Annotated in this window: 13 protein-coding genes; 9 read left to right on the top strand and 4 right to left on the bottom strand. The window is 56.9% G+C overall.

Going from position 1 to position 12,706, the window contains the following annotated elements; translation table 11 throughout:
- The first annotated feature begins 53 nt into the window (after nt 1–53).
- Entirely contained in the window at nt 54–1,322 is a 1,269-nt protein-coding gene (locus B8P98_RS03995; RefSeq protein WP_095032738.1) for an OprD family outer membrane porin, read from the top strand.
- A 132-nt stretch (nt 1,323–1,454) separates the two neighbouring features.
- Here the strand turns inward: B8P98_RS03995 and speB are convergent, their stop codons facing one another.
- The 4 genes from speB to B8P98_RS32105 all read right to left on the bottom strand — a co-directional run bounded on the left by speB (nt 1,455) and on the right by B8P98_RS32105 (nt 4,959).
- Nucleotides 1,455–2,375: an agmatinase gene (gene speB / locus B8P98_RS03990; protein ID WP_004205166.1), complete on the bottom strand. Its 921-nt coding sequence runs from the start codon at nt 2,373–2,375 to the stop codon at nt 1,455–1,457.
- A gap of 233 nt (nt 2,376–2,608) precedes the next feature.
- Nucleotides 2,609–4,585, bottom strand: coding sequence for a biosynthetic arginine decarboxylase (gene speA, locus B8P98_RS03985; RefSeq protein ID WP_008806456.1), 1,977 nt, complete (start codon nt 4,583–4,585; stop codon nt 2,609–2,611).
- An 8-nt stretch (nt 4,586–4,593) separates the two neighbouring features.
- Entirely contained in the window at nt 4,594–4,725 is a 132-nt protein-coding gene (gene yqgB / locus B8P98_RS03980) for an acid stress response protein YqgB (protein WP_002916578.1), read from the bottom strand.
- Between the two features lie 84 nt (nt 4,726–4,809).
- Nucleotides 4,810–4,959 carry a hypothetical protein gene (locus B8P98_RS32105; RefSeq protein ID WP_420061990.1) on the bottom strand — a complete coding sequence of 50 codons (150 nt, stop codon included), beginning with the start codon at nt 4,957–4,959 and terminating at the stop codon, nt 4,810–4,812.
- Nucleotides 4,960–5,426: 467 nt separating this feature from the next.
- Between B8P98_RS32105 and metK the strand changes: the two genes are divergently transcribed.
- The 8 genes from metK to ruvX all read left to right on the top strand — a co-directional run bounded on the left by metK (nt 5,427) and on the right by ruvX (nt 12,684).
- Nucleotides 5,427–6,581, top strand: coding sequence for a methionine adenosyltransferase (gene metK / locus B8P98_RS03965; RefSeq protein WP_095032737.1), 1,155 nt, complete (start codon nt 5,427–5,429; stop codon nt 6,579–6,581).
- A 381-nt stretch (nt 6,582–6,962) separates the two neighbouring features.
- Nucleotides 6,963–8,357 carry a sugar porter family MFS transporter gene (locus B8P98_RS03960; protein WP_087805964.1) on the top strand — a complete coding sequence of 465 codons (1,395 nt, stop codon included), beginning with the start codon at nt 6,963–6,965 and terminating at the stop codon, nt 8,355–8,357.
- 77 nt (nt 8,358–8,434) lie between these two features.
- Nucleotides 8,435–8,935 (top strand): SprT family zinc-dependent metalloprotease, encoded by a 501-nt coding sequence (locus B8P98_RS03955; protein ID WP_025713488.1) that lies wholly within the window; start codon nt 8,435–8,437, stop codon nt 8,933–8,935.
- 94 nt (nt 8,936–9,029) lie between these two features.
- Nucleotides 9,030–9,737 (top strand): deoxyribonuclease I, encoded by a 708-nt coding sequence (gene endA / locus B8P98_RS03950; protein ID WP_087805962.1) that lies wholly within the window; start codon nt 9,030–9,032, stop codon nt 9,735–9,737.
- Nucleotides 9,738–9,828: 91 nt separating this feature from the next.
- Nucleotides 9,829–10,560 (top strand): 16S rRNA (uracil(1498)-N(3))-methyltransferase, encoded by a 732-nt coding sequence (gene rsmE / locus B8P98_RS03945; protein WP_023282987.1) that lies wholly within the window; start codon nt 9,829–9,831, stop codon nt 10,558–10,560.
- 20 nt (nt 10,561–10,580) lie between these two features.
- Nucleotides 10,581–11,531 carry a glutathione synthase gene (gshB, locus tag B8P98_RS03940; protein ID WP_025713490.1) on the top strand — a complete coding sequence of 317 codons (951 nt, stop codon included), beginning with the start codon at nt 10,581–10,583 and terminating at the stop codon, nt 11,529–11,531.
- A gap of 173 nt (nt 11,532–11,704) precedes the next feature.
- Complete coding sequence (locus tag B8P98_RS03935) at nt 11,705–12,268, top strand: YqgE/AlgH family protein (protein ID WP_025713491.1); 564 nt, start codon at nt 11,705–11,707, stop codon at nt 12,266–12,268.
- Nucleotides 12,268–12,684 carry a Holliday junction resolvase RuvX gene (gene ruvX / locus B8P98_RS03930; protein ID WP_049004129.1) on the top strand — a complete coding sequence of 139 codons (417 nt, stop codon included), beginning with the start codon at nt 12,268–12,270 and terminating at the stop codon, nt 12,682–12,684. The genes B8P98_RS03935 and ruvX overlap by 1 nt, the downstream gene beginning before the upstream one ends.
- Nucleotides 12,685–12,706: the final 22 nt, after the last annotated feature.

The following is a 12,706-nucleotide window of genomic DNA, read 5'->3' as shown; positions in this document are numbered from 1 at the left end:
TCTGGTCAGCAGTGATTCCCTTGAATATATCGACAGACAGAGAAGTGCCTTCAGTGAAAAAAGAATTATCGTTAATCGCACTTGGCATTATTGCCGCCACGCCGACTTTCGCCAGCCAACAATCCGCCAGCCAGGGCTTTATTGACGACAGCCATCTGGATCTCTTTTTGCGTAACGCGTATATCAAACGTGATTATCGTGACGGACTGCCGGATAAGGCCGAATGGGGCCAGGGGATTATCGCCACCTTCGAATCCGGCTTTACCCAGGGTCCGGTTGGCTTCGGCGTGGACGGTATCGCTCAATATGCGGTACGCCTTGACGGCGGTCGCGGGCGCAGCGGCGCGGGCGGGATCGACTTTTTCGCCCAGGATGACGATGGCCGGGCGAAATCCGATCTTGCGAAATTCGGCGCCACCGGCAAAATGCGCTTCTCAAATACCGTACTCAGCTACGGCAGCCAGCGCCCGATGCTGCCCATCGTCTATGCCGACGACTCACGTCTGCTGTACGAGAGCTATACCGGCACCATGCTGACCTCACGCGAAATCGATGGTCTGGAAATTAACGCTGGCTACCTGACCGATCAGCAGCGCAAAAGCGACGACAGCCATAACAGCGGCCTGAAAAGCCTGACCTTCGGCGGCGCCAGCTACCAGTTCAACGACCAGCTTAGCGGTGCGCTGTACGCTTCACACGTCGAAGATGTGCTTAACAAACAGTATCTTGGCCTGAATTATAAGCAGCCGTTCACCGCCAACCAACAGCTGGTTCTCGACTTCAACGGCTATAACTCACGCCTGGATCAAGAATATGCCGATGCCAATGACACCGGGCGCAGCAACAGCATCTGGAGCCTGGCCGCCAGCTACATCAGGGATATTCACACCTTTAAGGTCGCTTACCAGCAAAGCAGCGGCAGTACCGGCTACCATTATGGCGGCTACCAGAACCAGGGCGGCGTCGGCGATGGCGGCAACACCATTTGGCTGGCTAACTCCTACTGGTCTGATTTTAATGGTGAAGATGAACGCTCGTGGCAGGCGTCGTACGGACTGGATTTTGCCGGGCTGGGGTTGCCGGGGCTGACCTGGACCACCGCCTACGTGCGCGGGGATAACATTAAAACTTCAGAGACCAGCAACGGCAAAGAACATGAATGGTTCAACCAGGTTCAGTACCAGGTGCAAAACGGCGTGGCGAAAGATTTGAAATTCAGACTCCGCTATTCGGTGCTGCGCGTTTCCAGCAACGCCAGCGACTATAACGTCAGCGGGAATGAAGTCCGGTTCTACGTCGAATATCCGTTTAACGTATTTTGATGCGTTGATGACCCCTCTCCTGCGGGCCGGCCCTCTCCCGGCGCGCAGGAGCTATCGCCCGGCGCCTTGATAACCCCTCTGTGCCGTGCGCAACCCTCTCCCGGGAAGGGAGAGGGTCGGGGTTAATCCGGGTTATTCACCCTTCTTCGCCGCCTGGATATACAGCATCTCCAGCGCCAGGGTCGCCGCCGCCAGAGCGGTGATTTCGGACTGATCGTAGGCCGGAGCCACTTCTACCACGTCCATCCCAACGATGTTCAGATCCTTCAGACCGCGCACCAGCTTGATCGCGCGGTCTGAGGTCAGCCCGCCGATAACCGGGGTACCGGTGCCTGGCGCAAACGCCGGATCCAGACAGTCGATATCAAAGGTCAGGTAGACCGGCATGTCACCGACGATCTGCTTCACCTGGGCAATCACGTCATCAACGCTGCGGTCGTTGACCTGGCCGGCGTCCAGCACCGTAAAGCCATTGTCTTTGTCGAACTCGGTGCGGATCCCGATCTGCACCGAGTGGTTCGGATCGATAAGCCCTTCGTTCGGCGCGGTATAGAACATGGTGCCGTGGTCAAACTCGCAGCCGTTGGCGTAGGTATCAGTGTGAGCATCGAAGTGCACCAGCGCCATTTTACCGAAGTGCTTGGCGTGGGCGCGCAGCAGCGGCAGGGTTACAAAGTGGTCACCGCCGAAGGAGAGCATGCGCTTACCTGCCGCCAGCAGCTTCTCGGCGTGAGCCTGCAGCTTCTCGCTCATTTCGCGCGCGTCGCCGAAGGCGTACACCAGATCGCCGCAGTCCACCACGTTGAGGCGTTCGCGCATGTCGAAGTTCCACGGGAAACGGTTGTGCTCCCAGGCGAGGTTAGTGGAAACCTGACGGATAGCCGCCGGGCCATGACGGCCACCCGCGCGCCCGGAGGTCGCCATATCGAACGGTACGCCGGTGATGACCCAGTCCGCATCGCTGTCGTAAGGCATGAAATTCATCGGCAAACGCAGAAAGCCAAAGGCATTGGATACCAGGGAGTTATCGTATTGATGACCTAAAGTGCTCATGGATATGACCTCTTTTCGCAGTCGTGGAACGTAAAAAATAAGTATAAAAAAACCCCTCCGCGTCGTTAGGCCCGACGAGGAAGGGTTTGATAGATAAATCGCTTATTGGCGTGAATTATCGCCGGTAATGCATACGGGTTCAAGTGAGTATCGCATTCGGCCAGCGGGCGACTTCGCCTTATCCGGCAGACATGCGCAGGCCCGGTAAGCGCAGCGCCACCGGGCATCAGCGGCTACTCGTCTTCCAGATAAGTATAGCCGTAGAGACCCGCCTCAAACTCTTCGAGGAACTGCTGCTGCAACGCATCGTCCAGGCCGGTGTTTTTCACCTGATCGCGGAACTGGGTCAGCAGCGTGTTCGGATCCAGCTGCACATACTGCAGCATATCCGCCACGGTGTCGCCCTCGTCGGACAGCTCAACCTCAACGCTGCCGTCAGGGAAGACGAACACGTCCACCGCCTCGGTATCGCCGAACAGGTTGTGCATGTTGCCGAGGATCTCCTGATAGGCGCCGACCATAAAGAAGCCCAGCATCGGCGGGTTCTCCGGGTCGTATTCCGGCATCGGCATGGTGGTGGCGATCCCGTCGCCGTCCACGTAGTGATCGATGGCGCCATCAGAATCGCAGGTGATGTCCAGCAGCACCGCGCGGCGCTCCGGCGACTTGTTCAGCCCTTCCAGCGGCATCACCGGGAACAGCTGATCGATCCCCCAGGCATCCGGCATCGACTGGAACAGCGAGAAGTTGACGTAGATTTTATCCGCCATGCGTTCCTGCAGCTCATCAATGATGGGGCGATGCGCGCGGTTGCTCGGGTCGAGCTGCTTCTGCACTTCATGGCACATGTTCAGATACAGCTGCTCGGCCCAGGCGCGCTCCTGCAGGTTAAAGGTGCCGGAGGAGTAGCCGATATGGATATCGTGCAGGTCCATCTGGCTGTCGTGCAGCCATTCGCGCAGCGAGCGGCGATTACCGGTCTCGTGCATCTCCAGCCAGGTTTCCCACATGCTCTGCAGCGGACGCGCGGCGTCTTCCGCCGGCGGGGTCGCCTCGGTGTATTCGTTACGCTCCACGCCGATGATGTTGGAAACCAGCACGGTATGGTGCGCGGTCACCGCGCGGCCGGACTCGGTGATCACCGTCGGGTGCGGCAGACCGTTCTCTTCACAGGCATCGCCGATGGCCCAGATGATATTGTTGGCGTATTCGTTCAGGCCGTAGTTCACCGAGCAGTCAGACTGCGAGCGGGTGCCTTCGTAGTCCACGCCCAGACCGCCGCCGACGTCGAAGCACTGAATATTGACGCCCAGCTTATGCAGCTCGACGTAGAAACGCGCCGATTCACGCACGCCGGTAGCGATATCGCGAATATTGGCCATCTGCGAACCGAGGTGGAAGTGCAGCAGTTGCAGGCTCTCAAGATGCCCTGCGGCACGCAGGATCTCAACCAGCTGCAGTACCTGGGTCGCCGCGAGGCCAAACTTGGACTTCTCGCCGCCAGAGGATTGCCATTTGCCGGAGCCCTGCGAGGCCAGACGCGCACGCACACCGAGGCGCGGCACCACGTTCAGGCGCTCGGCCTCTTCCAGCACGATGGCGATCTCGGACATCTTCTCGATGACCAGATAGACCTTGTGGCCCATCTTCTCGCCCACCAGCGCCAGACGGATGTATTCGCGGTCTTTATAACCATTACAGACGATGACGCTGCGGGTCATCCCGGCGTGCGCCAGCACGGCCATCAGTTCCGCTTTCGAACCGGCTTCCAGGCCCAGCGGCTCGCCGGAATGGATCAACGATTCAATCACGCGACGGTGCTGGTTAACCTTAATTGGGTAGACGAGGAAGTAATCGCCGTTATAGCCGTACGATTCACGCGCGCGTTTGAAGGCGGCGTTGATCGAGCGCAGGCGGTGCTGCAGGATCTGCGGAAAGCAGAACAGTGCCGGCAGGCGCTGTCCTTGCGCTTCACGCGCTTTGACTAATTCAGCGAGGTCAACGCGCGCTTCCGGGACGTCCGGATCCGGGCAAACGCTGATGTGGCCCAGTTCGTTGACGTCATAATAGTTATTGCCCCACCAGGCAATATTATAAGTACGCAGCATCTTGCTGGCTTCCTGGGAGCTCATCGCTACCTCCTGCATGGAACGTAATACACCGTGTTCGCCTGCTGACGAAGGCGAAACCATAGACATGTCGTCAGACATAGCGAACCTCAATTTTTAATAATAAGTGTAAGACAGTTAACTACTATCGCAGTCCAAAGATGCGATAACAACCCATGAACAGTCCTAAAGCCCAGCACTATCTGCTGGTTTTGCGACTGCGCGACCGGTTTCTTATTCATATCATCGTAAAACACGTAGCCGAACAGAGTATGACAGTCCGGAGAAACCACGAGAAAACTCTTGCCTGGCAAGAGCGCCCTTGTTCAGTTTTCTGACGGCCGACCGGCCCTGGAATCCTGAGAAGCGCCGAGATGGGGTGAACATCGGCTGGTTTGCATGAGAGAGATGCAGGTTGCGGAGTGCTGGCGCGCGACAGAACGACGCGACGAATCAAGCGAAAAACGTTGGTTCATTATCTGGTATCACCTCCACACCGCCCTGCGACAGGGTCGGCGACAAGCCAAAGCTATACATACCGGGCAACAGGCGCTACGCCGCTGCGAGATTCTGTAAATACAGACTGCTTAACCCGGCTGGAAGTGGCACCACAGGGCCATGCCCCGTGCGCTTTTTTAATGAGCCGCGCGCGGCGTTTTATACCGAGAAGCGGGGTAAAAAGCAAAATAAAAATGTGCCTGCCTGCGCCGTTGTCAGGAAAATTTGCCAGACCCGTTTTCCCATAAATGCGACCGCCATCAAAAAAGGCTGGAAATAGGCTCAAGATTTGACCTAAAATGGCCGTCCAGAAGTTAATCCGTCTATACTGATTAACACTCAGACTGCTCGTGTCGCAACCTGCGCGGCTTTGCGCTGATAATCCACCAAAGCCACATCACACAACAGTATGAGCTACCCGAATCGTCCACAGGTGAAATAAAATATGGCAAAACACCTCTTTACGTCTGAGTCCGTATCAGAAGGGCATCCTGACAAAATTGCTGACCAAATCTCTGATGCTGTGCTGGATGCGATCCTCGAGCAGGATCCGAAAGCGCGTGTAGCATGTGAAACCTATGTCAAAACCGGCATGGTGCTGGTCGGTGGCGAAATCACCACCAGCGCATGGGTTGATATCGAAGAGATCACTCGCAACACCGTCCGCGAAATTGGCTACGTGCATTCCGATATGGGCTTTGACGCCAACTCGTGCGCCGTACTGAGCGCCATTGGTAAACAGTCTCCGGACATCAACCAGGGCGTTGACCGTGCCGATCCGCTGGAGCAAGGCGCAGGCGACCAGGGGCTGATGTTTGGCTATGCCACCAACGAAACCGACGTGCTGATGCCGGCGCCGGTGACCTACGCTCACCGTCTGGTGCAGCGCCAGGCTGAAGTGCGTAAAAACGGCACCCTGCCGTGGCTGCGCCCGGATGCGAAAAGCCAGGTAACCTTCCAGTATGACGACGGCAAAATCGTCGGCATCGATGCAGTCGTTCTGTCCACCCAGCACGCGGAAGATATCGACCAGAAATCGCTGCAGGAAGCGGTGATGGAAGAGATCATCAAGCCGATTCTGCCGACCGAATGGCTGAACGCTTCGACCAAATTCTTCATCAACCCGACCGGCCGTTTCGTTATCGGCGGCCCGATGGGCGACTGTGGGCTGACCGGCCGTAAAATCATCGTTGATACCTACGGCGGCATGGCACGTCACGGCGGCGGTGCGTTCTCCGGTAAAGATCCGTCTAAAGTTGACCGTTCCGCAGCCTATGCGGCGCGCTATGTGGCGAAAAACATCGTTGCCGCAGACCTGGCCGATCGTTGCGAAATTCAGGTTTCCTACGCTATCGGCGTTGCAGAACCGACTTCCATCATGGTGGAAACCTTTGGTACCGAGAAAGTGCCTTCTGAACAGCTGACCCTGCTGGTGCGCGAGTTCTTCGACCTGCGCCCTTACGGCCTGATTCAGATGCTGGATCTGCTGCACCCGATCTACAAAGAAACCGCAGCCTACGGTCACTTTGGTCGCGAACATTTCCCATGGGAAAAAACCGACAAAGCGGCACTGCTGCGCGAAGCTGCTGGTCTGAAATAATCCCCCGCTTCCTCTCTTCAAGGCCAGCCTCGTGCTGGCCTTTTTATTTTCCCTCTCTCTCCTCCCTCCGCCTTGCTTAAGCAGAACGTGGCATTGCCATGAAAGCGATTACATATTGATGCCTATCACTTTCTCCCCTAAGCAGGCAGCTTATGGGGGTATTTTTCACAATGTTACATATTGTTTCGGTCAACTCTGATTACCGTTTTTCAAATTGTCGACTATCCTTGTTTATATTGCTGATTTAAAAAGCATTTAATGTATTACGTTTCTTTACCTTTGTGTAAACGATTACACAGCCGTGACTATAATCACGTTTTTTTACCGACGAGTGTCCTACCCTAACCATCGACAGAATCAATAACTCAACTGGAGGGCGTTATGCCTGACAACAAAAAACAAGGGCGTTCGAACAAGACCATGACGTTCTTCGTCTGTTTCCTCGCCGCGCTGGCTGGCCTGCTGTTCGGCCTTGATATCGGTGTTATTGCGGGTGCCTTACCCTTTATTGCCAATGAGTTCCAGATTTCCGCTCACACTCAGGAGTGGGTGGTCAGCTCCATGATGTTCGGTGCCGCCGTCGGTGCGGTGGGCAGCGGCTGGCTCTCCTTCAAACTGGGCCGTAAAAAGAGCCTGATGATCGGCGCCATCCTCTTTGTCGCAGGTTCTCTGTTCTCTGCCGCTGCGCCAAACGTCGAGATCCTGCTGGTCTCCCGCGTGCTGCTGGGGCTGGCGGTGGGTGTTGCCTCATACACGGCTCCGCTGTATCTCTCGGAAATCGCGCCCGAAAAAATTCGCGGCAGTATGATTTCCATGTACCAGCTGATGATCACCATCGGGATCCTTGGCGCCTATCTCTCTGATACCGCTTTCAGCTACAGCGGCGCCTGGCGCTGGATGCTCGGCGTGATCATCATTCCGGCAATATTGCTGCTGATTGGCGTCATCTTCCTGCCGGACAGCCCGCGCTGGTTCGCCGCCAAACGTCGCTTCGTCGATGCCGAACGCGTGCTGCTGCGCCTGCGCGATACCAGCGCCGAAGCGAAACGTGAGCTTGACGAGATCCGTGAAAGCCTGAAGGTGAAACAGTCCGGCTGGTCGCTGTTTAAAGACAACAGTAACTTCCGCCGTGCGGTGTTCCTCGGCATTCTGCTGCAGGTGATGCAGCAGTTCACCGGCATGAACGTCATCATGTACTACGCGCCGAAGATTTTTGAGCTGGCGGGCTATGCCAACACCACAGAACAGATGTGGGGGACGGTGATCGTCGGTCTGACCAACGTGCTGGCCACCTTTATCGCCATCGGTCTGGTCGACCGCTGGGGCCGTAAACCAACGCTGATCCTTGGCTTTATCGTGATGGCCGCAGGGATGGGCGTGCTGGGCACCATGATGCACATCGGCATTCACTCTTCTACCGCCCAGTATGTTGCGGTCCTGATGCTGCTGATGTTCATCGTCGGTTTCGCCATGAGCGCCGGTCCGCTGATTTGGGTACTGTGCTCCGAAATCCAGCCGCTGAAAGGCCGCGACTTCGGTATCACCTGCTCCACGGCGACTAACTGGATTGCCAACATGATTGTCGGCGCCACCTTCCTGACCATGCTCAACTCGCTCGGCAGCGCCAATACCTTCTGGGTCTACGGCGGCCTGAACGTGCTGTTTATCCTGCTGACGTTGTGGCTGATCCCGGAAACCAAAAACGTCTCGCTGGAACATATTGAACGGAACCTGATGCAAGGTCGTCCGCTGCGCGAAATCGGCGCCCGCAACTAACCCGCCTGAGCTTCCTCCCTCCCCGGGAGGAAGCTTCCTCTTGCTCTCCCTCGTGCGCCGCACTATCCTCTGGCGCTATGAAAACACCCCGAATTCCCATCGCTATTCAGCAGGCCGTAATGCGCAGCCTGCGGGAGCATCTCGCCAACGCGAATCGCAAGCTGGAACGCTGCTATGCGGAGCCGACGCTGGTCTACCAACAGCGCGGTACCTCCGCCGGCACCGCCTGGCTGGAGAAAAACGAAATTCGTTTAAACCCGGTGCTGCTGCTGGAAAATCAGCAGGAGTTTATCGATGAAGTGGTGCCGCATGAGCTGGCACACCTGCTGGTCTGGCAGCATTTTGGCCGCGTCGCGCCGCACGGAAAAGAGTGGAAATGGATGATGGAGAGCGTCCTTGGCGTTCCCGCTCGCCGCACCCACCGCTTTGAACTCGATTCGGTTCGCCAGAACACCTTCCCCTATCGCTGCCGCTGTCAGCAGCATCAGCTCACCGTCCGTCGCCATAACCGGGTGGTTCGTGGTGAGGCCACCTACCGCTGCGTTCGCTGCGGCGATCTGCTGGTGGCTGAAAAATAACCATTGGAATTAATTAGAAACTTTCTGATCTGACTGATTGCATCCGGCACCCTCATTCGCTACGTTGCGGGCTCGTTTTGACACGGAGTTAACGATGTCCCGTATGCATGTTTTAGCCGTAGCGGTATTGAGCGCGGCAGTCAGTGGCCCGCTTGCGGCCGCCGAAATTACCAGTTTTTCCCAGGCCAAAGCCGCTGGCGTCAAAGTGAATGCCGACGTTCCGGGCGATTTTTATTGCGGCTGTAAAATCGACTGGCAGGGGAAAAAAGGCGTTATCGATTTGGAATCCTGCGGCTATAAAGTGCGTAAAAATGAGAACCGCGCCAGCCGGGTTGAATGGGAGCACGTAGTGCCGGCATGGCAGTTCGGCCATCAGCGTCAGTGCTGGCAGGAGGGTGGACGTAAAAACTGCGCCAAAGATCCGGAATACCGCAAGATGGAAAGCGATATGCACAACCTGCAGCCGGCGGTGGGAGAAGTGAATGGCGATCGCGGCAACTTTATGTACAGCCAGTGGAACGGCGGTGAAGGCCAGTACGGCCAGTGCACCATGAAGGTCGATTTTAAAGATAAAATCGCCGAGCCCCCTGCCCGCGCTCGCGGCGCCATCGCCCGCACCTACTTCTATATGCGCGACCGCTATCAGCTGAATCTTTCCCGCCAGCAAACTCAGCTGTTTACCGCCTGGAATAAACAGTACCCGGTCACCGCCTGGGAGTGTGAACGCGATGAACGCATCGCGAAAGTACAGGGCAACCATAATCCGTATGTCCAGCAGGCTTGCCAGGCGCAAAAGAGCTAACCTACACTAGCGGCAATTGTTAATTTGCAGCCCTGTGCTTCCCGCCCGATGGCGGGAAGCTGGCATCTGCGCAACGAACGGAATATCAAGCATGCGCATTCCTCGCATCCATCATCCAGAACGCCTCATTGTCGGCAGCCAGATCGCGCTGAGCGATGACGCGGCCAACCACGTCGGCCGCGTCCTGCGCATGACCGCCGGTCAGCACCTACAGCTTTTTGACGGCAGTAACCAGGTGTTTGACGCGGTCATCACCGAGGCCGGTAAGAAAAACGTTACGGTTGAGGTGCTCAGTGGCGAACCTGACGATCGGGAATCGCCGCTGCATATCCATTTAGGCCAGGTGATGTCGCGCGGCGAAAAAATGGAATTCACCATCCAGAAATCGATCGAACTTGGGGTAAGCCTCATAACGCCACTGTTTTCCGAGCGTTGTGGCGTTAAACTGGATGCCGAACGTTTGCAGAAAAAGATCCAGCAGTGGCAGAAAATCGCTATTGCCGCCTGCGAACAGAGCGGTCGTAACGTGGTACCGGAAATACGTCCGGCGATGCAGCTGGAAGAGTGGTGCGCCGAACAGGACAGCGGGCTGAAGCTCAACCTGCACCCGCGCGCCAGCGCCAGTATTAACACGCTGCCGCTGCCGGTTGAACGCGTCCGTTTGCTGATTGGCCCGGAAGGTGGGCTGTCGGCTGAAGAGATAGCGATGACCGCGCAATACCAGTTTACTGATATTCTGTTGGGACCGCGCGTTCTGCGTACAGAGACTACTGCGCTCACCGCCATCACCGCCCTGCAGGTGCGTTTTGGCGACTTAGGTTGAGGCGTTAACGGAGAAGAACCATGATCAAGCTCGGCATCGTGATGGATCCCATCGCAACCATCAACATCAAGAAAGACACCAGCTTCGCTATGTTGCTGGAAGCGCAGCGTCGCGGCTATGAACTCCATTACATGGAGATGAACGACCTCTATTTGATCAACGGCGAAGCCCGCGCCCGTACGCGCACGCTAAGCGTCGAACAGAACTACGATAAATGGTATGACTTCACCGGCGAGCAGGATCTGCCGCTGGCGGACCTTGACGTCATCCTGATGCGTAAAGATCCGCCGTTTGATACCGAATTTATTTATGCCACCTACATCCTCGAGCGGGCGGAAGAGAAAGGTACGCTTATCGTTAACAAGCCGCAGAGCCTGCGCGACTGTAACGAGAAGCTGTTCACCGCCTGGTTCTCTGAACTCACCCCGGAAACGCTGGTCACCCGCAATAAAGCCCAGTTGAAAGCCTTCTGGGAAAAACACGGCGATATCATAATGAAACCGCTCGACGGCATGGGCGGCGCCTCTATTTTCCGTGTTAAAGCCGGCGATCCTAACCTTGGGGTGATAGCCGAGACGCTGACCGAACTGGGCAGCCGCTACTGCATGGCGCAGAACTATCTGCCGGCCATTAAAGACGGCGACAAGCGCGTGCTGGTGGTGGATGGCGAGCCGGTACCTTATTGCCTGGCGCGTATTCCGCAGGGCGGTGAAACCCGCGGCAATCTGGCCGCCGGCGGCCGCGGCGAAGCTCGCCCGTTGACCGAAAGCGACTGGGAAATCGCCCGCCGCGTCGGCCCGACGCTGAAGGCCAAAGGCCTTATCTTTGTTGGCCTGGATATCATCGGCGACCGTCTGACGGAAATTAACGTCACCAGCCCGACCTGTGTGCGTGAGATCGAGGCAGCTTTCCCGGATATTTCGATCACCGGCATGCTGATGGACGCTATCGAGAGACGTATCGCTAAATAAGCACCAGGTTGTAAACGTCCGCTGATGGCGCCGCGAGCGCGGGTTTCCGCGCTCGTGAAACGCGGCCAGCCAGGCGTCGCCTGGGCACCTGCCAGATAAAGTGCATCGACACCATTCTACTTTGCCCGCATACTGGGTGTTGCTTTTTTGAACCAGGAACAGAACCTCTGACAATGAATTTACAGCATCACTTTCTGATTGCCATGCCTGCGCTTCAGGACCCTATTTTCCGCCGCTCCGTGGTCTATATCTGCGAGTATAACGATGAGGGTGCCATGGGCATTATTATCAATAAGCCGCTGGAAAATCTGCAGGTGGAAGGGATCCTCGAGAAGCTCAAAATTGTCCCGGAGCCGCGCAACCCGGAGATCCGCCTGGATAAACCGGTGATGCTGGGCGGCCCGCTGGCGGAAGACCGCGGCTTTATTCTGCATACCCCGCCCTCTGACTTCTCCTCGAGCATCCGCATTTCGGATAACACGGTGATCACCACCTCGCGGGATGTCCTTGAAACCTTAGGCACCGACCGGCAGCCGGGCAACGTGCTGGTTGCGCTGGGTTACGCCTCATGGGAGAAAGGGCAACTGGAGCAGGAGATTTTAGATAATGCCTGGCTCACCGCGCCGGCTGACCAGAATATTCTCTTCCGCACACCTATCGCCGATCGCTGGCGCGAGGCGGCTAAACTGATTGGTATCGACATTGTGACGATGCCTGGCGTCGCGGGGCATGCATGATGAGCGGAACCTTTCTCGGCTTTGATTTCGGCACCAAAAGCATCGGCGTGGCGGTGGGTCAACGCATCACCGCAACCGCTCGACCGCTGCCGGCGCTGAAGGCACAGGACGGTAAACCGGACTGGAATATCATTGAAAAACTGCTTAAAGAGTGGCAGCCTGAGGCGGTGGTCGTCGGCCTGCCGCTGAATATGGACGGCACCGAGCAACCGCTGACGGCGCGCGCGCGTAATTTCGCCAATAAAATCCATGGCCGCTTTGGTGTCGCGATCCTTCTGCATGATGAACGTCTGAGTACGGTTGAAGCCCGCGCGGGTCTGTTTGAACACGGCGGCTACCGGGCGCTGAATAAAGGCAGCGTCGACTCGGCCTCTGCCGTGGTCATTCTGGAAAGCTACTTCGAGCAGAGCTTTTAAGCTCTGCTCTCCTGCGCCGCCG

This window comes from Klebsiella quasivariicola, assembly GCF_002269255.1.
GTDB lineage: Bacteria > Pseudomonadota > Gammaproteobacteria > Enterobacterales > Enterobacteriaceae > Klebsiella > Klebsiella quasivariicola.
Note: the sequence above shows the minus strand (reverse complement) of the source record. Positions and strands in the feature narration are given on the sequence as shown.

Excerpts from the sequence above, each read along its gene's own strand:
- rsmE (WP_023282987.1), top strand. The coding sequence starts at position 9,829 with ATGCGCATTCCTCGCATCCATCATCCAGAACGCCTCATTGTCGGCAGC.
- B8P98_RS03955 (WP_025713488.1), top strand. The coding sequence starts at position 8,435 with ATGAAAACACCCCGAATTCCCATCGCTATTCAGCAGGCCGTAATGCGC.
- yqgB (WP_002916578.1), bottom strand. The coding sequence starts at position 4,725 with ATGAATAAGAAACCGGTCGCGCAGTCGCAAAACCAGCAGATAGTGCTG.
- speB (WP_004205166.1), bottom strand. The coding sequence starts at position 2,375 with ATGAGCACTTTAGGTCATCAATACGATAACTCCCTGGTATCCAATGCC.
- metK (WP_095032737.1), top strand. The coding sequence starts at position 5,427 with ATGGCAAAACACCTCTTTACGTCTGAGTCCGTATCAGAAGGGCATCCT.
- B8P98_RS32105 (WP_420061990.1), bottom strand. The coding sequence starts at position 4,959 with ATGAACCAACGTTTTTCGCTTGATTCGTCGCGTCGTTCTGTCGCGCGC.
- B8P98_RS03960 (WP_087805964.1), top strand. The coding sequence starts at position 6,963 with ATGCCTGACAACAAAAAACAAGGGCGTTCGAACAAGACCATGACGTTC.
- B8P98_RS03935 (WP_025713491.1), top strand. The coding sequence starts at position 11,705 with ATGAATTTACAGCATCACTTTCTGATTGCCATGCCTGCGCTTCAGGAC.
- endA (WP_087805962.1), top strand. The coding sequence starts at position 9,030 with ATGTCCCGTATGCATGTTTTAGCCGTAGCGGTATTGAGCGCGGCAGTC.
- gshB (WP_025713490.1), top strand. The coding sequence starts at position 10,581 with ATGATCAAGCTCGGCATCGTGATGGATCCCATCGCAACCATCAACATC.
- ruvX (WP_049004129.1), top strand. The coding sequence starts at position 12,268 with ATGAGCGGAACCTTTCTCGGCTTTGATTTCGGCACCAAAAGCATCGGC.
- speA (WP_008806456.1), bottom strand. The coding sequence starts at position 4,585 with ATGTCTGACGACATGTCTATGGTTTCGCCTTCGTCAGCAGGCGAACAC.